A 20,716-nucleotide genomic window follows, 5' to 3' on the forward strand; every position below is an offset into this window, starting at 1 on the left:
CGGTCAGCGTCCCGACGGCCCGGCGGCCGAACCTCGCCGGACCGGCCGGACCCGGTCGGCGCAGTTGTGCGGTCCCGGATTTCGCGCGCACAGGTGAAGCCATGTTCCCTCGCCTTCGTCATACCTTGACGGGGATTTACCAGGGGTAACAGGAACACGTGCGGACGCAACCTACCTGCCGGTAGGCAAGATCTGAACAGGTCTGGGGGGTTCCGTCCCGGTGTCGACACGTGTCACCGGAATCTCCCGCACCGAAAGGGCTTCCCGCGGGCCGCGCGGACGGCTCAGGAGACGATGTCCTTGCGTTCGAAGTGCCGGAACGCCAGCGCCAGGAACACCAGCGAATACGACAGCGACACCGCCGAGCCTTTGACCATGCCGGCCCACTCGATGTCGAACTGCAGGGCGTCGATCCACGCGTACTGCCAGTGCGTGGGCAGGAAAGCGCGCCAGGACCCCAGCGCCGTGACGGCGTCCACGATGTTGGACACCACCACCATGCCCACCGCCCCGCCGACCGCGCCCAGCGGTGCGTCGGTGACCGTGGAGAGCCAGAACGCCAGGGCGGCGACCACGAGTTGCGTCATCATGCCGTACGCCACCACGACCGCCATGCGGCCCAGCGCCGCGCTGCCGGACAGTTCGCCGCCGCTCGGGACCTCCAGCGGGCCCCAGCCGAACGCGACGGTGCCGGCCAGCAGCGCCATCGCGGGCAGCAGGACGAGCGCGGTCGCGCTGTAGGCCAGCGCGACCGCGAGCTTGACGCGCAGCAGCCGGCCGCGCGGCACCGGGGCGGCCAGCAGATAGCGCAGCGACGACCAGCTCGCCTCGCCGGCCACGGTGTCGCCGCAGAACAGCGCGACCGCGACGACCAGCAGGAATCCGGTCGAGACGAACAGCGCGAACGCGGTCAGGTTCAGCGCGCTGCTGGTCGCCACGTCGACCAGGCTGGCGCCGCCCTCGCGCTCCGGTTCGCCGCCGACCGTGAAGGCCAGCACCAGGAGCCATGGCAGGAAGGCGAGCAGCCCGAGCATGACCAGCGTGCGGCGGCGCCGCAGTTGGCGCAGCGCCTCGACGCGGAACGGCAGCGTGTGCCGGGGCCGGTAGCCGTGCGCGAGGGTCGGCGCGGCGCTCGTGGCGGCGGGCTTCACGACTGCTCTCCGATCAGGGTGAGGAACGCGTCCTCGAGGCGGCGTTTGGCGGTCACCCGGTCCACCGGGACTCCCGCGCCGACCAGTTCGGCCACCACCTCGGACGCCTCGGCGCCGGCCAGGTACACGATCACGCCTTCCCCTTCCGGGACCACCGAGGCGATGCCCGGCCGGCCTTCCAGCACCTCGACCGCCTTGGCGGGCACCGGGGTGCCCACCGCCAGCGTGTTGCCGTCGCCGGTGATGTCGCCGACCGGGCCGGTCGCCACCACCCCGCCGCGGTGCATCACCACCACGTGCGTGCAGGTCTGCTCGACCTCGGCGAGCAGGTGGCTGGAGACCACGACCGTGCGGCCGTCGCGGGCGTACTTGATGAGCACGTCCCGCATGGCGCGGATCTGCGGCGGGTCGAGCCCGTTGGTCGGCTCGTCGAGGACCAGCAGATCGGGCAGTCCGAGCATGGCCTGCGCGATCGCGAGGCGCTGCCGCATGCCCTGCGAGTACGTGCGCACCTTGCGGTCCAGCGCCTCGCCGAGCCCGGCGATGACCAGCGCCTCCTCGAAGTGCGCGTCCTCGCGCGGGCGCCCGGTGGCCTGCCAGTACAGGTCGAGGTTGTCGCGCCCGGACAAGTGCGGCAGGAAGCCGGGGCCTTCGACGAACGAGCCGAGCCGGGAGAGCACCGGCGCGCCGGGGGTGACCGCGTGGCCGAAGATGCGGATGACGCCCTCGTCCGGGTGGATCAGGCCCATCAGCATGCGCAGGGTGGTGGTCTTGCCCGCGCCGTTCGGGCCGAGCAGCCCGAGGACTTGGCCGCGGTCCACCTGGAAGGACACGTCGTCGACGGCGAGCTTGCCGCCCTTGTAGCGCTTGGTCAGCCCGTCGATGCGCAGCGGGACGTCGCGCAACTCGGCAAGCGGGGCCCGGGACTTCACCTTGCGCCGCCCGGTCGCCACGAGGAGGGCGGCGAGCACGGCCGCGCCGGCCGGCAGCCCCCAGGTCCACCAGGGGTACGACGGCGGCGGCAGCTTGACGCCGGGCACCGAGGGCAGCGTGACCGGCGAGGCGAGCGCGACCTGGAACGCGGACGGCGCGGGCGGCGTGGCGAAGCCGAGGTCGGTGGTGGTCAGCACGAGGCGCAGCCGGTGCCCGGCGTCGATCTCGCGGTCGATCACCGGCAGCCGGATCTCGATCTCCCGGCCGTCGCGCGCGCCTTCGACGCGGACGGGTGCGGTGATGCGGTTCGGCAGCACCGTCGAGCCGCTCGGGCCCATGTCGTACAGCTTGGCGAAGAGCACCATGTCGTCGGCGCCGGACACCCGCACCCGGACGGTCGGCCCGCCGGTGATGCGCACCGCCTTGTCCAGCGGCTGCGAGGTGAAGAACGCGCTCTGCCCGGGCATGTCGACGGAAAGCGCGCCGGCCGACAGGCCGTCGCCCAGCTCCGCGAGGTCGGCGAGGAAGCCGAGGCCGGGCAGCGTCGACACGGACGGCGGCGCCCCGCCGGGCGGGTTGACCACGGTCTGGGTGCCGCCTTCGAGGGCCAGCTCGCGCCGGACCGTCCCGTCGATCCCGGGGTAGACGGGCCCGTCGGCGATCCGGATGACGCGTTCGCGGGTGCCGCTGTCCACACCGCCGAACCGGGTGACCAGGAACGGCCCGGCGGGGACCGGTCCGGCCGCGGCGCCCTGCCTGCGGGCCTCGGTGGCCTGCGCGCCGGCGTCGGACATCAGCCACCGGTCGAACCAGGCGGCCGTCCGCTCGCGCACCCAGTCGGTCTGCGACCGGCCGCCGTCGTGCCCGCCGGAGGTCCAGGCGACCTCGACCGGGAAGCCGTTGCGGCTGACCGCCTGCGCGGTGCGGTCCGCCTCGCCGAGCGGGAAGAGCGAGTCGTTCTTGCCCTGGATCATCAGCGCCGGGACCTTGAGCCGGTCCGCGACGGTGGCCGGGCTGGCCCGGCGCATCAGGTCGACCGCGGCCAGGGTGGCCCGGCCGGTGCGCGCCACCTCGTCGTAGATCGCGCAGACCTCGGGGGTGAAGCGGCCGCAGACGCTGGCGGTCGCACCGCCCTCCGGCACGCCGGGCGCCGGGGCGCCGCCGATCGAGCCGGCCCCGGCGGAGAAGAAGACCCCGGCCCACATCTTCTTGAAGACGCCGGTCTCCGGTCCTCCGCCGGACGCGTTCGGGAAGAGCGAGGCGGCCAGGTCGTTCCACGTCCACTGCGGCGCCACCGCGTCGATCCGGGGGTCGTAGGCGGCGAGCAGCAGCGCGAGCGCCCCGCCGTACGAGACGCCGGCCGCCCCGACCCGCGGGTCGCCGGGCCGGTCGAGCCGGACCTCCGGGCGGGCCGCCAGCCAGTCCACGAGCACGCGGGCGTCGGCGACCTCGTAGTCCGGCTGGTCCAGGGCGATGCGGCCGCCGGACAGGCCGAAGCCGCGCGCCGACCAGGTGAGCACGACGTAGCCGCGGCGGGCCAGCTCCTCGGCGTCGGACCGCACGCTCGCCTTGCTGCCGCCGAACCCGTGGCCGAGCAGCACCGCGGGGGCGGGGCGCCCGGCCTGCGGCCAGAACACGGTGGTGTCCAGGGCGATCCGGGCGGCGCTGCCGGGCGCCTCGGGCACCTCGATCCGCTGCTCGCTGCTGCGAACGGGCGATGCTGCGCCGCCGTCCGAGCCCCGTGCCACCACCGCGGCCGCAAGCACCAGGAGCACGGCCGCGACGGCGGTCAGGACCCGGGCCCGCCGGGTCGCGGGCAGGCGGGCGGCGAGCGTCGTCCTCCACGTCATGGGGCCGACGATACGGCGTGGAACGGCCGGGTACGGGCAACAGTCCAGAGCAAGTACCGGGCAACCAGGACGTAATGGCATGGCAATGCCCGGGCAATGGGCACAGCGCGGACGGCGGCGGCGCGCGCCGGGCGGTGCAGCCCGACCGCCTTTAGAGTCGATCAAGGAGGTGACTCGTGCGGATCGCCCTTTTCATCACCTGCTTCAACGACACGATGTTCCCGGACACCGGGAAGTCGGTCGTCCGGGTGCTGCGCCGCCTCGGCCACGAGGTGGAGTTCCCGTACGGCCAGACGTGCTGCGGCCAGATGCACTTCAACACCGGGCACCGGCGCGAGGCCCGTCCCATCGCGCGCGGATTCGCCGAGACCTTCGCGCCGTACGACGCCGTCGTCACTCCTTCGGGCTCCTGCGCGGCGATGGTCCGCGAAGGGCATCCGGTGCTCGCCGAAGGCGCCCGCGGCAAGGGCGCCGACCGGTTCCGCGCGCAGGTCGCCGAGGTCGCGCCGCGCGTGTACGAATTCAGCGAGTTCCTGGTCGACGTGCTCGGCGTGACGGACGTCGGGGCGTACTTCCCGCACTCGGTCACGTACCACCCCACCTGCCATTCGGCGCGGGTGCTCGGCGTCGGCGACCGGCCGGTGCGGCTGCTGCGCGCGGTCCGCGGGCTGCAGCTGGCGCCGCTGCCGCGGGCCGCGGAATGCTGCGGATTCGGCGGCACCTTCGCACTCAAGAACGCCGAGACGTCCACCGAGATCGGCCGCGACAAGGCCGCCGCGGTGCTGGAGTCGGGGGCGCAGGTGCTGTGCGCGGGCGACAACTCGTGCCTGATGCACATCGGCGGCCTGCTGTCCCGGCAGCACGCGGGGGTGAAGATCATGCACCTGGCCGACATCCTCGCCGCGACCGGGCCGCATCCGGACCTCCCGGCGTTCCCCTCGGGCGATCTGGCCTACCCGGTGCCGGACCCGGTGCACCCGGGCCCGCTGCCGCCCGACGCCGCGGCGGCCGCCGCGGCCCGGCACGAATTCCCGTTCGAGAAGGGAGCGGCACGATGACCGCGGTCCGCCCGGAGCCGACGTTCCTCGGCATCCCGCCCTTCCCGGAGGCGGCGCACACCGCGCTCGCCGACCTGCATCTCCGCGCGAATCTGCGCAAGGCCACGCACACCATCCGGGAGAGGCGCGCCGCGGTGGTCGGCGAGATGCCGGACTGGGAGAAGCTGCGCCGCGCGGGCGCCGCCATCAAGGACGACGTGCTGGCACATCTGCCGCGCTACCTGGAGCAATTGGAGGCATCGGTGACCGCCGCGGGCGGCACCGTGCACTGGGCGCGCGACGCCGCGGAGGCCAACGCGATCGTGGTCGGCATCGCACGCGAACACGGCACCGACGAGGTCGTCAAGATCAAGTCGATGGCCACCCAGGAAATCGGCCTCAACAACGCCCTGGCGGCGGCCGGCATCCGCGCTTGGGAGACCGACCTCGCCGAGCTGATCGTGCAGTTGGGCCACGACCTCCCCTCGCACATCCTGGTGCCCGCGGTGCACAAGAACCGTGCGGAGATCCGCGACATCTTCGCGGCCGGGATGGGCGACGCCGGCCGCCCCGCGCCCGACGGCCTGACCGACCGGCCCGCCGACCTCGCCGAAGCGGCCCGGCAGCACCTGCGCGAGAAGTTCCTGCGCGCCAAAGTCGCGGTCAGCGGCGGCAACTTCGCGGTCGCCGAGACCGGCACCGTCTGCGTGGTGGAATCCGAGGGCAACGGGCGCATGTGCCTGACGCTGCCCGACGTGCTGATCACCGTGCTGGGCATCGAGAAGCTGCTGCCGACCTGGCAGGACATGGAGGTGTTCCTCCAACTCCTGCCGCGCTCCTCGACCGGCGAGCGGATGAACCCGTATACCTCGATGTGGACCGGCGTCACCGAGGGCGACGGGCCGCGGAGCTTCCACCTGGTCCTGCTCGACAACGGCCGCACCGACGTGCTGGCCGACCCGGTCGGCCGCCAGGCGCTGCGCTGCATCCGCTGCTCGGCCTGCCTGAACGTGTGCCCGGTGTACGAGCGCACCGGCGGGCAGGCCTACGGCTCGGTCTACCCCGGCCCGATCGGCGCGGTCCTCACCCCGCAGCTGCGCGGCATCAACCAGCACGACGTCGACCCGCAGACCGCCTCGCTCCCGTACGCCTCGACGCTGTGCGGCGCGTGCCGCGAGGCCTGCCCGGTGGACATCGACATCCCGGCCATCCTGACCCGGCAGCGCGCGCAACTCGCCGACCTGGGCCGCGGCCCCGTCCACCGCGGCGAACAGGCCGCGATGAAGGCCGCCGCGGGCGCCTTCGCGGAGCCGTGGCGGCTCGGCCTGGCCCAGCACGCCGCGTCGTTCAGCCGCCACTTCATCGGCCGCAAGGGCAAGATCGGCAAGGTCCCGCGGCTGCTGGCCGGCCCGCTCGCCGGCTGGACCGCCTCACGCGATGCCCCGGCTGCCCCGCCGGAGTCCTTCCGCTCGTGGTTCAAGCGCACCGACGGCGGTCTCACCGAGGGCGATCCGGCCACCGCCGGATCCCCTGCCGACGGCGGACTGGAGGAGTTGTGACGACCACGCCGGCACCGGGGGCGGATCCGTACCCCGACTCGCATACGCCGCTGCAGCACGTGGACCTGACCGACACCGGGCTGCCGCATGCCGACCTGCAGCACCCGGGGCTGCCGCACACGTACCCCGGGCTGCCGTCGGGCGCCAAGGCCGAGATCCTGACCCGGTTGCGCGGCGCGCTGTCCGGCGAGGGGCGGCCGGAGCGCGTCGAGGTGGACCGCTCGTACCGCCGTACACGCGGCGAAGGCACGGATCTGGCCGGGCTGTTCGCCGAGCGGGTCATGGACTACAAGGCGCTGGTGCTGCGCGCGGATCCGCACACGATGGTGGACTCGGCGGCCACGATGCTGCGCCGCGCACAGGTACGCAAGCTGGTCGTGCCGCCCGGCGACCGGCTCGGCTGGCTGGCCGCCACCGGCGCCGAACTGGTGCTCGACGACCCGCCGCTGACGATCGATCAGCTCGATGCCGCGGACGGTGTGGCGACCGGCTGCGCGCTCGCGATCGCGGAGACCGGCACGATCGTGCTGGACGGCGGTCCCGACCAGGGCCGGCGGGTGGTCTCGCTGCTGCCCGACTACCACCTGTGCGTGGTGCGTGCGGACCAGATCGTGGGGACCGTGCCGGAGGCCATCGCGCGGCTGGATCCGACCCGGCCGCAGACCTGGATCAGCGGGCCTTCGGCGACCAGCGACATCGAGATGGACCGCGTCGAGGGCGTGCACGGGCCGCGCACGCTGAACGTCCTGCTGCTGGCCTGACGCGGCCCGGAGGCGGGGCCGGGCCGGGAACAAGAGCGGCGGCCCGGGAGGTTGCCGCAATCAGGAGCAGGCGCAGAAGCGGGCGGCGCAAGCGGGGAACGCACGAGGGAGACGGCCATGGGCAGCGACGAGCGCGCCGCGGACGGCGCGTACCGCATCGAGCACGACTCGATGGGCGAGGTGCAGGTGCCGGTGCACGCCAAGTGGCGGGCCCAGACGCAGCGTGCGGTGCAGAACTTCCCGATCTCGGGCGGCACGCTCGAACACGCGCACATCGCCGCGCTGGCCCGCATCAAGGCCGCGGCCGCGAAGGTCAACGCCGAGATGGGCGTGCTGGACAAGGACGTCGCGGCCGCGATCGAGGAGGCTGCCGCAGAGGTCGCGGCGGGCCGCTGGGACGGCGAGTTCCCGGTGGACGTCTTCCAGACAGGCTCGGGCACGTCGTCCAACATGAACATGAACGAGGTGCTGGCCACCCTCGCCGGCGAGAAGCTCGGGCGCGCCGTGCACCCGAACGACCAGGTGAACGCCTCGCAGTCCTCGAACGACACGTTCCCCTCGTCGATCCACGTGGCCGCGGTCACCGCGGTCACCCGCGAGCTGATCCCGGCGCTGGAGCACCTGTCCGGCGCGCTGGGCCGCAAGGCCGAGGAGTTCGCGGACGTGGTGAAGTCCGGCCGCACCCACCTCATGGACGCCACCCCGGTCACCCTGGGCCAGGAGTTCGGCGGGTACGCGGCACAGGTCCGGTACGGCGTCGAGCGCCTGGAGTCGGCACTCCCCCGGGCCGCGGAACTCCCGCTCGGCGGCACCGCGGTGGGCACCGGCATCAACACCCCGCCGGGATTCTCGGCCCGGGTCATCCGCGAACTCGCGGCGGCCACCGGCCTGCCGTTCACCGAGGCCCGCGACCACTTCGAGGCGCAGGGCGCGCGCGACGCGCTGGTCGAACTGTCCGGCCAGCTGCGCACCATCGCGGTGGGCCTCAACAAGATCGCCAACGACATCCGCTGGATGGGCTCCGGACCGCGCACCGGCCTCGCCGAGATCCACCTGCCCGATCTGCAGCCGGGCAGCTCGATCATGCCGGGCAAGGTCAACCCGGTGGTGCCGGAGGCGGTCGGCCAGGTCGTCGCGCAGGTGGTCGGCAACGATGCCGCGGTGGCCTTCGGCGGCGCGGCCGGCAACTTCGAGCTCAACGTCATGCTGCCGGTGATCGGCCGCAACCTGCTGGAGTCGATCCGGCTGCTGGGCAACGTGTCGCGCGTCCTCGCGGACCGCACGGTGGACGGCATCACCGCGGACGTGGCCCGGCTGCGCGAGTACGCGGAGAGCTCGCCGTCCATCGTCACCCCGCTCAACCGGTACCTGGGCTACGAAGAGGCCGCCAAGATCGCCAAGCAGGCCCTCGCGGAGCGCAAGACCATCCGCCAGGTCGTGGTCGAGCGCGGCCACCTGGAGTCCGGCGTCCTGACCGAGGCACAGCTGGACGAGGCGCTGGACGTCCTGCGGATGACCCGCCCCTGACGCGCCCCGCATGACAGCCGGGTGAATTTCCGTTCGCGAAGCGCAGCAAAACCGACAATCCGCGAAGCAAACGGTTGGCGGAAGTCCTCCGCGGCGCGAGCCGGGGCCGTAACATCCGTGCATGACGGAGGCCGACGAAGCGCAGCACGGGCAGCCGGGAGCGTGGGCCCCCGGCGACCAGATCCTCTGGCGCTACCTCAGACACGGGCGGGTCCTCGACTGCCGCCCGGTGACCGTGGTCCGCGACGACCCCGACCAGCTCGCGGTCTGGCTCGCGGGCGGCACGCGCCGCGTCAAACCGGTGCTGCCGGACGGCTCGGACATCCGCACGGTGCCGGTGGACCGGCGCTTCCGGCTGGGCCGCATCCCGGCCGTCCAGGAGTGGTTCGGCGGCGGCGTGCTGATGCTCGCGCGCCCCGGCGAGCCGTGGTCGGTCTGGCTCTTCTGGGGCCCCGACTGGCGCCTCAACGGCTGGTACGTCAACCTCGAACGCCCGCGCGAGCGCTGGTCCGGCGGAGTGGACACCGAGGACCTGGTCCTCGACGTGTGGGTCACCCCGGACCGCCGCTGGCACTTCAAGGACGAGGACGAGCTCGCCGCCTCGCGCGAGGCCGGCCGCTTCACCGACGCCGACGTCGCCGACATCTACGCGATCGGGCACCGCGCGATCGCCGTGGTGAAGGCCTGGGGCCCGCCCTTCTCGGACGGCTGGGAGCACTTCCGGCCGGACCCCGCGTGGCCGCTGCCCGACCTCCCGGACGGCTGGGACGCCGAGCCCCGCATCGCCTGAGCCGCAGCCCGACCGGCCCCCTGCCCGGCATCCCGTCCACCCCCGCAGCCACACCCGTCCCGCCCCCGCCATTCCTCCTCGCGGGCGAATCACGCAGACTGGGGCGATGCACGACGATGTCGATATATCCGCGCTGCGCCGCCGTCGGACCGTCAAGTGGCGGTCGGTCGAGGACGACGTGCTGGCCGCCTGGGTGGCCGAGATGGACTTCGCAGTCGCCGCACCGGTCCGCGAGGCGGTCCTCGACGCGGTCGGCCGGGACGACTTCGGCTACCCCGACGACGATGCGGCCACCGGCCTCCCGGAGGCCTTCGCCGCCTATGCCGCGCGCACCTGGGACTGGCCCGTCGACCCGTCCCGGGTCGGCCTGGTCCCGGACGTCGTGCGCGGCATCGAGCTCGCCCTGGAGGCGTTCTCGCCGCGCGGCTCCGGCGTCGTGGTGCCGGTCCCGGCGTACCCGCCGTTCTTCGACATCGTGACCCGCTCCGGCCGGCCCGTCGTGCCGGTGCCGCTGACCACCGCCGAGGTGCCCGGCGACCGGCCGATCCTCGACATGGACGCCATCGCGGGCGCCCTCGCGGACGGTGCCCGCACCGTCGTGCTGTGCAATCCGTACAACCCGGTAGGCCGCGTCTTCACCCGCCCCGAGCTGCTCGAACTCGCCGGGATCGTGGACTTCTACGGGGCGCGGGTGATCGCCGACGAGATCCACGCACCGCTGGTCATGCCGGGCGAGACGCACGTGCCGTACGCCTCGATCCACCCCTCGGCCGCGGCGCACAGCGTCACGGTGACCTCCGCCTCCAAGGCCTGGAACCTGGCCGGCCTCAAGTGCGCGCAGGTCGTGCTGGGCGACGCCGGGACCGCGGCGACCTGGTGGTCGCTGCCCGGTATCGCCCGCAACGGCGCCACCACCATGGGCATCGCCGCGCAGATCGCCGCGTACGACCACGGCGGACCGTGGCTGGCCGGGACCATCGCGTATCTGGACGGCAACCGCCGGGCGCTGGCCGCGGCGGTCGAGGAGCGCATGCCGCAGCTCGTCCACCGGATGCCCGAGGGCACCTACTTGGCGTGGCTGGACTGCCGGGCGCTCGGACTCGCCGACCCGGCGGGCTTCTTCCTGGAGAAGAGCCGCGTCGCGCTTTACGACGGACGGCGGTTCGGTGCCGTCGGCGAGGGATTCGTCCGGCTCAACCTGGCCACCTCGCGCACCATCCTCGACGCCATCGTCGACCGGATGGCCGACACCCTGGACGCCTCGGGCCGGTAGCCGCGCCGCCGGGACCTGCCTCTGCAACCTCCTGCCGGAAACTCCGCTCGATACCGGGTGAGAGCGAGGGGGACGCATGAAGCGAGAGCAGGACTTCACCGAGTACGTACACGCCAGGCAGGACCGGTTGTTCAGAACCGCGTACCTGCTGTGCGGCGACCGCGAACGCGCAAAAGACCTGGCCCAGTCGACGCTGGCCCGGCTCTTCCGGCACTGGAAGAACGCCCAGCGCGCCGACAACATCGACGCGTACGCACGGTCGGTGATGGTGCGCATCTACATGCACGAGCAACGCCGCGCCCGGCACGAACGCGAGCTGCACGAACGCCTCGACCCGCCGGCCGCCCCGGAGCACACCGACGTCAGGCTCACCCTCCTCGAAGCACTGGACCTGCTGCCACCCAAGGCGCGCGCCGTCGTGGTGCTGCGCTACTGGGAGGACATGAGCGTCGAGACCACCGCCAAGCTGCTCGGCTGCAGCGAAGGCAACGTCAAAAGCCAATCGTCGCGCGCCCTGGCCCGGCTGCGCGACATGCTCCCGGCCCATCTGCTGGCCGGCACCGAGCCGTCCGCCGCCGACATCTGAGCGCGGACTCCCGTCCGGCACCGCACCACTGACTTCCCGTCATATCTGGATCCCCGGGTGCCGCCTGCCCGGAATCGGAGGCAAAGATGCACCAGGAAGACCGAGTCCGCCTTCTCCTCGCCGAGGCCGCCGACGACCTCGGCCCCACCCCCGACCTCGCGCCGGGCGCCCTGCGCGCCGGCAAGCGGGCGGTCGTGGCCGGCCGGTTCCGCACCGCCGGCATCAGCATCGCCGCCGCGGTCGCCGTGCTCACGCCGGCCGCGCTGGTGGCCCCCTGGCCCGGCGGGTCGTCCGGCCCGGCCGCGCAGTACACGCAGTCGATGCCGCTGTTCCCGGCCGCCTGGCCGAGCGACTCGCCGCTCGAGGCGCCGACCACCGCCTACCCCGTCGTGCACGTCAAGCCCACCAAGGACGAGGGCGATCGGCCGGTCCTCACCGACGACCAGCGCCAAGTCCAGTACGCCTTCAAGCAGAAGGCCGCGGACGTCCTGCAGCAGCTGCTGCCCGCGGTACTCGGCACGATGAAGGTGCCGGACCGCGACGTCATGTCCCTCCAGGTCGGTACCGACAGCCGGACCTACGCGATCACCTTGCGCGTGGATCCGGGCGGCGACATTCCGACCTTGGACTGCGGCACCAACCCGTCCTGCCTGAACGGAACGATGCCCGACGGCACCCGCGTGGCGGTGAGCAGCGGCAGCGCGGCGCCCCCGGGAAGCGGCGTCAATGCGGGGACCGTGCACCAAGCGTTCTTCAGCTACAAGGGCAGCAACGTGATCTTCGGGGTCTTCCCGGCCGACGACGGGAGCCTGCCGATCAGTGCACAGCAACTCCTGGCCGTCATCACCGACCAGCGGTTCGCCGGCCTGCTCGACTTCGCGGTGCGCTACCCGGCCCTGATGCACTCGGGCTACGGCAACACCCCGGGCGAAGCAGTTCCGGATCCCGCTGCCTCGCACAGCTGACCTTCCCCTCCCCGCAAGGCCCTTCCCCGCTCCCCGGGGGAAGGGCCTTGCCTTGTTTCCCGGTTCACGGGACCCGAGTGGAACCCAACCGGCGCGACAGCACTCTGGACGGGGTGACACGAAGGGGGAGGTCGATGCCACCGGAAAACACCTGGGACTTCGAGAGTTACGCACGCGCCCGGCAGCAGCAGCTCTACCGGACCGCGTATCTGCTGTGCGGCGATGCGCACCGCGCCCAGGACCTCACGCAGACCACACTCGCCAAGCTCTTCCAGCACTGGCGCAAGGCGAGCCGCGCGGACAACCTCGACGCCTACGCCAAGACCGTGCTGACCCGGACGTTCATCTCCGAGCAGCGCTCCCGGCGCCGCGAGCGCGAACTGCACACGCCCGTGGCCCCGTCGGCCCGCAACGCCCGCGGGGGCGACCGCGCCGACCTGCGCGTCACGCTGCTCGACGCGCTCGCCGAACTCAACCCGAAGGCCCGCGCGATGGTCGTCCTGCGCTATTGGGAGGACCACAGCGTGGACGCCGTCGCCGACCAGCTCGGCTGCAACCCCGGAACCGTGAAGAGCACGTGCTCGCGAGCCCTGGCGCGGCTGCGCGAACGGCTCGGGAACGACCTCGACCTGTACGCGACGGAGGCCTGACGCCGTGGAGACGCCCATGCCCGGACGACCGCTGAAGGAACTGATGGAGCACACCGCGGACGATCTGCCGCCGCTGCCCGATCTGGTGCCGGGCGCAGTCGCCTTGGGGCGCCGCCGCCGGAACCGCAGTCGCGCGCTCATGGCACTGAGTGCGGCATGCGTCGCCGGGGTCGCGGCGTTCGCGGTGCCGGCCGCCCTGCCGGACGACAACGCCGCCGGACCGGGACCGGCGTCCACGCCGGTCATCGACACTCCCCGGCCGACCTACTCGGTGGTCCCGGAGCAGGACGGCAACAAGCCGGGCGTGGACCAGCTGCCGCCCCTGGACAAGGTCGAGGTGCAGGAGTTCAAGCAGCTCGCCGCCGACATGATGCAGCAGGTGCTGCCGCCTGCGATGGGCGAGATCCGGCTGGTGAACTCGCATGCGGCGGCGTTCCGCGCGGTGTCAGGAAGCAAGACGTACGAGATCACCTTCGGCGTGGACAAGATCCCGTACGGCACCCTGCGCGAGCAGGTCTGCAGCCCGTCGGGCCGGATCGCCGCGTGCAAGGCAGGTACCCTGCCGGACGGCACACCCGTGGCCGCCGAGCGCGAGAACACCGGCGAGGGCAGCCAGATGGTCGGCGTCGGCTTCCCCTACAAGGGCAAGTGGGTGCAGTTCATGTTGTTCCCGGGCGGCTTCGGCTCCGGACCGAACCCGCCGGTCACCGTGGAGCAGATGCTCACCGTCGTCCAGGACCCGCGGTTCATCGAGTTCATCGACTACGCCGTGGCGCACCCGCTGAACACGCCGCCGCCGCAGACCGAGGCTCCGAACCCGTCCGCCTATACCGGCCCGCCGCCGTCCTGGAACTGCGTGCCGGCCACGCCCCTGCCCGCCGGGCAGACGCCGGACAAGGACACGCCGATGAACTGCACACTGCCGACCGGCCCCCTGCCCAGTTGGCTCGCGCCGCCCAACTGACGCATCACCGATGCCGACCGCCGGCCCGCCCTCCGACCACCCGTCGGCGCGCGGGCCGGCGCCGTCTCAGTCCCGCACCACCCGCACCGGCAGCTCCCGCACCGCGGTTCGCAGCGACTCGGCAAGCTGGGCGAACTCCGCGGCCCGCCCGGTGCTGGCCCGGATGACCAGGCCGACCCGTCGGAACGGCGCGGGCTCTGCGAACCGGGCCACCTCGAGCCCCGAGCCCGGCCGCGTCTCGACGGCGATCGCGGTCTCCGGCAGCAGCGTCACGCCGAGGCCCCCGGCCACCAGTTGGACGAGCGTGGGGAGGCTCGCCGCGCGCGTCGCGCCGGCCTCCCCCGCTCCGACCTCGCGGCACACGTCCAGGGCCTGGTCGCGCAGGCAGTGGCCCTCGTCGAGCAGCAGCACGTCGAGGTCGCGCAGCGCCGAGCGCGGCAGGTCCGTGCGCCCGGCCGGCGCCGACCCGGCCGGCACCACGAGCGTGAAGTCCTCGTCGTACAGCGGGATTTCCTCGACCCCCGCGACACCCGCGGGCAGCGCGAGGACCAGCAGGTCCAGGCGCCCGGTGGCCAGGCCGTCGAGCAGCGAGTGGGTCTGCTCCTCGTGCACGTACAGGTCGAGCTCGCGGTAGTCCTCGCGGACCAGCCGCAGGAGCGCCGGGAGCATGTACGGAGCCACCGTCGGGATCACCCCGAGGTGCAGCGGACCGGTGAACGGGCGGCGCGCGGCCTCGGCCTCGTCGACCAGGTCGTCCAGCGCGTCGAGCACTCTCCGTGCATGCCGGGCGACCCTTTCTCCGGCCGGAGTCAAGAGGACACGCCGCGTGGTACGTTCCACAAGCTGTGCCCCCAGAGTCTCCTCGAGCGCCGCGACGGCACTCGACAGCGCCGGCTGGCTCATCCCGATCACCGCGGCCGCATCGCGGAAATGCAAGTGGTCGGCGACCGCCGAGAAGGCTTTGAGCTGGGCAATCGTGGGGGTGCGGGTACTGATAACTACTCCCTATCAAATGATCAGGAACAGTCTATTTCTCTGATCAATCCAAACGTGACACGGTGTTCCGCGTACGTCCGACCGGCCGCCCCAGGGCGGGCCGGGCACCATGCGCGGAGGAGACCCAGTGCTTACTGTCGGTAACCAGTTCCCCGAGTACGACCTGACCGGTGTCGTGTCGATCGACGCCGACAAGGCGTTCGAGCAGATCACGAACAAGTCGTACGACGGCAAGTGGCGGGTCGTGTTCTTCTGGCCGAAGGACTTCACCTTCGTCTGTCCGACCGAGATCGCCGCCTTCGGCCGCCTGAACGAGGAGTTCGCGGACCGCGACGCGCAGATCCTCGGCGTCTCCACCGACTCGGAGTTCGTGCACCTGGCCTGGCGCAAGGACCACCCGGACCTGACCGACCTCCCGTTCCCGATGCTGAGCGACCTCAAGCGCGAGCTGGCCGAGGCCTGCGGCGTGCTGAACGCGGACGGCGTCGCGGACCGCGCGGTCTTCATCGTCGACCCGAACAACGAGATCCAGTTCGTCATGGTCACCGCCGGCTCGGTGGGCCGCAACCCCGACGAGGTCCTGCGGGTGCTCGACGCGCTGCAGACCGACGAGCTGTGCCCCTGCAACTGGCAGAAGGGCGGCGACACCCTGGACGCCGCCGCGCTGATGGCGGGCTGACCCATGGGTCTGGACGTCCTGAAGGCCGAACTCCCGGAGTTCGCCAAGGACCTGAAGCTCAACCTGGGCTCGGTCGTGGGCAACTCCAAGCTTCCCGAGCAGACGCTCTGGGGCACCGTGCTGGCCTGCGCGATCGCGTCGCGCAGCCCTAAGGTGCTGCGTGAGCTGGAGCCGGAGGCCAAGAGCCACCTCTCCGAGGAGGCGTTCAACGCCGCCAAGGCCGCCGCGGCCATCATGGCGATGAACAACGTGTACTACCGCGCCATGCACCTCATCGGCGACCCCGAGTACGGCAACCTGCGTGCCGGGCTCCGCATGAACATCATGGCCAACCCGGGCGCCCCGAAGGCCGACTTCGAGCTGTGGTCGCTCGCGGTGTCCGCGATCAACGGCTGCGGTCGCTGCCTGGAGTCGCACGAGCAGGTCCTCCGCAAGGAAGGCGTGCCGCGCGAGACCATCCAGGAGGCGATCAAGATCGCTGCCGTGGTCAACGCGGTCGGTGTGACCCTGGAGTCCGAGGCCCAGCTCGTCTGAGCCGCAGGCCGTTCCGCGTTCCCGGACCGTGCAGACCGCGCAGGGCCGCTCAGGTCGCGCACGCCCGCTCAGGACCGCCGCGCGCCGATGCCCGCCAGGGCGATCTCCTGGTAGAGCCCCGCGACATCGCGCACCCCGATGCCGCGGAACCCGCCGCTGCTCGTCGAGATCGCGGTGCGCACCACGCGCTGCACGAACGCGGGGTCCAGGTCGGCGCGGAACCGGCCCGCGCCGATGCCGTCCGCGATGGCCCGCGTCCAGATGCCCTCGACCGACCCCAGCAGGCTGTTGAGCTCGGCCCGCGGGACATCCTCGGCGGACCGCTCGTTCAGCAGTATCACCGCGGCCACCCCGTGCCCGGCCAGCACCTCGACGGTGCTCGCGATCAGCCCTTCGACGCGCTCCAGCGGCCCGGGCGCGGCCACCGCGTCCTTGTCGAACGCGGTCAGCAGCTCCTGGAAGAAGCCGGTGAGCATCTCCGCGAGCAGGCGCTCCTTGCTGCCGATGTGGTGCGCGAGGCTGCCGAGCGGCACGTCGGCCAGCTCGGCGATCTGCCGCACCGTGGTGACCGCGTACCCCTGCTGCGCGAAGAGCAGCCCCGCCGCGTAGCCGATGCGCATGCGGGCGTCGGCGCCGTCCGGCACCAGCGCCATGCGCGCGGCGAGCGTCCCGTAGCGGCCCGGGTCGACGCCGACCGCCGCGCCCGCGGCCCGCGCGGGGCCGAGGATCTCGCCCAGGCTGCGGGAGCGGTACGCCTCGGGCCGGGCGATGCCGCGCACGAAGAGGTCGACCAGTACGTCGGCGGCCTCGTCCGGGTCGTACCGGCCGCCCGAGCGGTACCACTGGGCCATCGCCCAAACGCCGGTCTGCACGAGGCGCGCGGTGGTCTCCGGGCGCAGGTCCGGGCGCAGCACCCCGGCGCGCACGCCGTCCGCCATGACGCCCTGCCACATCGCCGAGGTCTGCGCGGTCTGCTCGGCCAGCCAGCGGAACCGCTCGGTCTGGGCCAGCCGGCGGCACTCGCCGACCACCACCAGCGACGCGTCCGGATTCTCCGCGATGACGGTGAGGCTGTTGCGGATGAGACCACGCAGAGCGACGACGGGATCGCGCGTACCGGCCAATGAGGCGCGGTGCCGGGCCAGCGTCTCGGCGAAGAACTCCTCCATGATCTCGAGGAGCATCGCCTCTTTCGAGGGGAAGTGGTGGTACAGGCTGCCGGACAACAACTGTGCGGCATCCGCGATCTGACGGACTGTCGTGCCCCCGTAGCCCTGTCGGGCGAACAGTACGCACGCGTGTCCGAGGATCTGCGAACGCCGATCCGCGGGCCTGACGTACTGCTGCCGCCGCCGGCCGCCCCCCTCGCTGTTCACACTACGAAGCGTAATCGGACTCGGCTCATCTTCCACTCCTGTCCCACTGCGAGTTCTGTCACCAAGTGCCACAAAAGTCGACTCGGCCAGGGATAAGTCGACATTTGTAAATCCCGGCCAGGGTCGGGCTGCCGACGAGTACGGCAAGGGTCTTGTAGGCGCCGCCGCCGAGTCGTACCGTGATCAGGCATATCCTTGACCAAGTCACAGAAAACCCGGCGGTCCGCACTCTCCAGACGAGGCCGGAACCACCAGACGAGAAGGAGCGCAGCGTGGGCAACCCCGTCATCGTCGAGGCCGTACGCACACCCATCGGCAAGCGCAACGGCCACCTGGCCGGGCTGCACCCGCTCCAGCTGCTCAGCAAGGCGCAGCGGGCGGTCGTCGAGCGGTCCGGTATCGACCCCGAGCTCGTCGACCAGGCGATCGGCGGCTGTGTCACACAGGCCGGCGAGCAGTCCGGCGACATCGTCCGGCACGCGTGGCTGTACGCGGGCCTCCCGCACCGCACCGGCGGCACCACGATCGACTGCCAGTGCGGCTCCGCGCAGCAGTCCGTGCACCTGATCGCGGGCCTGATCGCCACCGGCGCGATCGAGGTCGGCGTCGCCTGCGGCATCGAGTCGATGAGCCGCAACCCGCTCGGCCACACCGCCAAGCCGGGCCAGCGCTCCAAGCCGGACGACTGGACGCTGGACATGCCCGACCAGTTCACCGCGGCCGAGCGCATCGCCAAGAACCGCGGCATCACGCGCGCCGACGTGGACGCCCTGGGCCTGCGCTCGCAGGCCAACGCCAAGCGCGCCTGGGAAGAGGGCCGCTTCACCTCCCAGGTCGCCCCGGTCGAGGCGCCCATCCTGGATGCCGAGGGCAAGCCGACCGGCGAGACCCGCCTGGTGAGCGTCGACCAGGGCCTGCGCGACACCACCGCCGAGGGCCTGGCCAAGCTCAAGGCCGTGCTGCCGGACGGCATCCACACGGCCGGCAACTCGTCGCAGATCTCCGACGGCGCCGCCGCGATCATGCTGATGGACGAGGACAAGGCCCGCGCGCTCGGCCTGCGCCCGCGCGCCCGCATCGTGGCCCAGGCCATGGTCGGCTCGGACCCGTACTACCACCTGGACGGCCCGAACGACGCCACGGACCGCCTGCTGGCCCGCTCCGGCATGAAGCTGTCCGACATCGACCTCTACGAGGTCAACGAGGCCTTCGCCTCGGTCGTGCTGTCCTGGGCCCAGGTGCAGGGCGCGGACCTGGACAAGCTCAACGTCAACGGCGGCGCGATCGCGCTCGGCCACCCGGTCGGCTCGACCGGCGCCCGGCTGATCACCACCGCGCTGCACGAGCTGGAGCGCACCGGCGGCAGCACCGCGCTGATCACGATGTGCGCGGGCGGCGCGAACGCCTCCGGCACCATCATCGAGCGCATCTGACCCGGCCCCGCAGTCGTTCCCCTGCCCGGCGCGCGATCCGGGGATATTGCTCACATAGGGGCGGTTTGCCCCGCGGACCGCCGGGTATCAAGCCTCCTGTACGCCCCGGGCCCTTCCGCCCCGGCGTACGCCTCACCCGGTCCGGGCGGTGCGCTGGTCACCACCCCCGGACGACGGAAAACCGCAGAGCATCAACCTGCCGGCATCGGCCGAGGTTTTTCGGCGCTGGGAAGCGCCGGGACGCACGTACGAGCGCGGCACCGCGCAGGCAAGCGTCTACGCCGACGAGCCCGGTGCGGGCCTCCTTGCGGAGGCCCGCACCGGGCTCGTCGCGGTTCCGAGCGGACGGCCGGCCCCTCAGGGCCGGGTCCGGCTCAGTACCAGTGGTTCTTCTGCCAGAACGACCAGGCGCCGCAGGGGCTGCCGTAGCGCTTGTTCATGTAGTCCAGGCCCCACTTGATCTGCGTCGCGGGGTTGGTGCGCCAGTCCGCGCCGGCCGTGGCCATCTTCGACCCCGGAAGCGCCTGGACCAGGCCGTACGCGCCGGAGGACGGGTTGGTCGCGGTGACGCGCCAGCCGCTTTCCTTCTGCACGATGTTGCTGAAGCAGGTGAACTGCGTCTCGTTCATCATCGAGCGCGCGATCGCCTTCGGGTCACCCGTGGTGACCGGAGTGCGCGTCTCGGAGCGGCTCGCGGCCTGGGCCGCGCGCTCGGCGGCGGCCTTGTCGGCAGCAGCCTTGTCGGCCGCGGCCTTGTCCGCGGCGGCCTTGGCGGCAGCCTGGTCGGCGGCGGCCTTGTCGGCCGCGGCCTGCTGCTCGGCCTGGATGCGGGCCGCCTCGGCGGCCGCGAAGCGCTGCGCCTCGTCGTAAGCGGCGGTCTGGGCGTCCGCCTGCTGAAGGACGCCGTCGCTGACCTGCTGCACCTGGGCGGTGCCCGGCACGTCAAGCAGCTTGGTCGTGCTGCTCGCGGTGTCGACCGTCTGGGCGTTGGAGGTGGACGCACCGGTACCCGTGATACCGACGACAGCGCCGACCGCCGTCACGGCCGTGGCAGAGGCCACGGCTATCCCCCGGACCGAAACCCGGCTCACACAATTTCCTTCCGCAGTCGCCCGCAGCCTGACGGCGGCAGACGTGCCTCACCCCTTGTCGCGGGCCTCCCCATCGTGCTGGTCACGGGAGGCGCTGGCCCGGCACGCCCCGAAGCGGGGCGGGCACTGACTCGGGCGGCGTACGGCGCCGAACTGTTCACTTGCGTGGAGCTTGGTGGCGAGATGTCGCCCTCGCGCCCTCCTTGCGGCGGGCACGCTCAGCCGTACGCGGGGTCCTACAAGTCATCGAGCCTGCCCCAGCCCGGCGGCCGAAGGCAATTTTCGCAGGCGTGTCGAAAGTCACAGCAGGGCGGCGCGGGGCAACAAATCGGTTCCGCGGCGGGGGACTTCCGACAGGGATTACGCTCACCTGTTTCGCCCCGGCATCGCGGCCGTGCACCGAGTTTCGCACATGTCGGCATAAAGGCGGGATCAACTCCCCGCGCTGTCCCAGGACATCCCGAATCGGGACCTTGGTCCTGCCGCGGGAAGGGCTTTCGCACAGGTCGGGGGGGGGGGCCCCCGGCGGGCCCCCCCCCCGGGGGAAACCGGGGGCCGGGG

Annotated in this window: 18 protein-coding genes; 13 read left to right on the plus strand and 5 right to left on the minus strand. The window is 72.3% G+C overall.

The window, feature by feature from the left end; all coding sequences use genetic code 11:
- Positions 1-284: 284 nt before the first annotated feature.
- Both LZ495_RS13170 and LZ495_RS13175 read right to left on the minus strand, forming a co-directional pair.
- On the minus strand, positions 285-1,151 hold the full coding sequence (locus LZ495_RS13170) for a DUF2705 family protein (RefSeq protein ID WP_235052342.1): 867 nt from the start codon (positions 1,149-1,151) through the stop codon (positions 285-287).
- The gene (locus tag LZ495_RS13175; RefSeq protein ID WP_235052343.1) at positions 1,148-3,934 is read right to left on the minus strand and encodes an alpha/beta fold hydrolase; all 2,787 of its coding nucleotides are present in this window, start codon (positions 3,932-3,934) and stop codon (positions 1,148-1,150) included. The genes LZ495_RS13170 and LZ495_RS13175 overlap by 4 nt, the downstream gene beginning before the upstream one ends.
- Positions 3,935-4,110: 176 nt before the next feature.
- Between LZ495_RS13175 and LZ495_RS13180 the strand changes: the two genes are divergently transcribed.
- The 10 genes from LZ495_RS13180 (at position 4,111) to LZ495_RS13225 (ending at position 14,046) form a co-directional block, all read left to right on the plus strand.
- The gene (locus LZ495_RS13180; protein WP_235052344.1) at positions 4,111-4,992 is read left to right on the plus strand and encodes a (Fe-S)-binding protein; all 882 of its coding nucleotides are present in this window, start codon (positions 4,111-4,113) and stop codon (positions 4,990-4,992) included.
- Complete coding sequence (locus tag LZ495_RS13185) at positions 4,989-6,530, plus strand: LutB/LldF family L-lactate oxidation iron-sulfur protein (RefSeq protein ID WP_235052345.1); 1,542 nt, start codon at positions 4,989-4,991, stop codon at positions 6,528-6,530. The genes LZ495_RS13180 and LZ495_RS13185 overlap by 4 nt, the downstream gene beginning before the upstream one ends.
- Positions 6,527-7,291 (plus strand): LutC/YkgG family protein, encoded by a 765-nt coding sequence (locus tag LZ495_RS13190; protein WP_308268045.1) that lies wholly within the window; start codon positions 6,527-6,529, stop codon positions 7,289-7,291. The genes LZ495_RS13185 and LZ495_RS13190 overlap by 4 nt, the downstream gene beginning before the upstream one ends.
- A 117-nt stretch (positions 7,292-7,408) precedes the next feature.
- The gene (locus LZ495_RS13195) at positions 7,409-8,818 is read left to right on the plus strand and encodes a class II fumarate hydratase (RefSeq protein WP_235052346.1); all 1,410 of its coding nucleotides are present in this window, start codon (positions 7,409-7,411) and stop codon (positions 8,816-8,818) included.
- A gap of 121 nt (positions 8,819-8,939) precedes the next feature.
- Positions 8,940-9,608 carry a ribonuclease FAU-1 family protein gene (locus LZ495_RS13200; RefSeq protein ID WP_235052347.1) on the plus strand — a complete coding sequence of 223 codons (669 nt, stop codon included), beginning with the start codon at positions 8,940-8,942 and terminating at the stop codon, positions 9,606-9,608.
- A gap of 106 nt (positions 9,609-9,714) precedes the next feature.
- Positions 9,715-10,881 (plus strand): MalY/PatB family protein, encoded by a 1,167-nt coding sequence (locus LZ495_RS13205; RefSeq protein WP_235052348.1) that lies wholly within the window; start codon positions 9,715-9,717, stop codon positions 10,879-10,881.
- A 76-nt stretch (positions 10,882-10,957) separates the two neighbouring features.
- Entirely contained in the window at positions 10,958-11,467 is a 510-nt protein-coding gene (locus LZ495_RS13210; protein ID WP_235052349.1) for a SigE family RNA polymerase sigma factor, read from the plus strand.
- A gap of 86 nt (positions 11,468-11,553) precedes the next feature.
- A complete protein-coding gene (locus tag LZ495_RS13215) occupies positions 11,554-12,432 on the plus strand; it encodes a hypothetical protein (protein ID WP_235052350.1) in 879 nt (292 codons plus the stop codon).
- A 134-nt stretch (positions 12,433-12,566) separates the two neighbouring features.
- Positions 12,567-13,082: a SigE family RNA polymerase sigma factor gene (locus LZ495_RS13220; protein WP_235052351.1), complete on the plus strand. Its 516-nt coding sequence runs from the start codon at positions 12,567-12,569 to the stop codon at positions 13,080-13,082.
- Positions 13,083-13,098: 16 nt separating this feature from the next.
- A complete protein-coding gene (locus LZ495_RS13225; protein WP_235052352.1) occupies positions 13,099-14,046 on the plus strand; it encodes a hypothetical protein in 948 nt (315 codons plus the stop codon).
- A gap of 66 nt (positions 14,047-14,112) precedes the next feature.
- Here LZ495_RS13225 and LZ495_RS13230 read toward each other — a convergent pair whose 3' ends face one another.
- Positions 14,113-15,042, minus strand: a complete 930-nt coding sequence (locus tag LZ495_RS13230; protein WP_235052611.1) for a LysR substrate-binding domain-containing protein — start codon at positions 15,040-15,042, stop codon at positions 14,113-14,115.
- A gap of 127 nt (positions 15,043-15,169) precedes the next feature.
- Between LZ495_RS13230 and LZ495_RS13235 the strand changes: the two genes are divergently transcribed.
- Both LZ495_RS13235 and LZ495_RS13240 read left to right on the plus strand, forming a co-directional pair.
- Positions 15,170-15,721 carry a peroxiredoxin gene (locus tag LZ495_RS13235; protein WP_235052353.1) on the plus strand — a complete coding sequence of 184 codons (552 nt, stop codon included), beginning with the start codon at positions 15,170-15,172 and terminating at the stop codon, positions 15,719-15,721.
- Between the two features lie 3 nt (positions 15,722-15,724).
- Positions 15,725-16,255 (plus strand): alkyl hydroperoxide reductase, encoded by a 531-nt coding sequence (locus tag LZ495_RS13240; RefSeq protein ID WP_235052354.1) that lies wholly within the window; start codon positions 15,725-15,727, stop codon positions 16,253-16,255.
- Positions 16,256-16,323: 68 nt separating this feature from the next.
- Here the strand turns inward: LZ495_RS13240 and LZ495_RS13245 are convergent, their stop codons facing one another.
- Positions 16,324-17,631 (minus strand): TetR/AcrR family transcriptional regulator, encoded by a 1,308-nt coding sequence (locus LZ495_RS13245; protein ID WP_235052355.1) that lies wholly within the window; start codon positions 17,629-17,631, stop codon positions 16,324-16,326.
- A gap of 272 nt (positions 17,632-17,903) precedes the next feature.
- Between LZ495_RS13245 and LZ495_RS13250 the strand changes: the two genes are divergently transcribed.
- Positions 17,904-19,064 (plus strand): steroid 3-ketoacyl-CoA thiolase, encoded by a 1,161-nt coding sequence (locus tag LZ495_RS13250; protein ID WP_235052356.1) that lies wholly within the window; start codon positions 17,904-17,906, stop codon positions 19,062-19,064.
- 374 nt (positions 19,065-19,438) lie between these two features.
- Here LZ495_RS13250 and LZ495_RS13255 read toward each other — a convergent pair whose 3' ends face one another.
- On the minus strand, positions 19,439-20,155 hold the full coding sequence (locus LZ495_RS13255; protein ID WP_505011342.1) for an aggregation-promoting factor C-terminal-like domain-containing protein: 717 nt from the start codon (positions 20,153-20,155) through the stop codon (positions 19,439-19,441).
- Positions 20,156-20,716 lie beyond the last annotated feature (561 nt).

The sequence above is a fragment of the Yinghuangia soli genome, assembly GCF_021502675.1.
Taxonomy (GTDB): domain Bacteria; phylum Actinomycetota; class Actinomycetes; order Streptomycetales; family Streptomycetaceae; genus Yinghuangia; species Yinghuangia soli.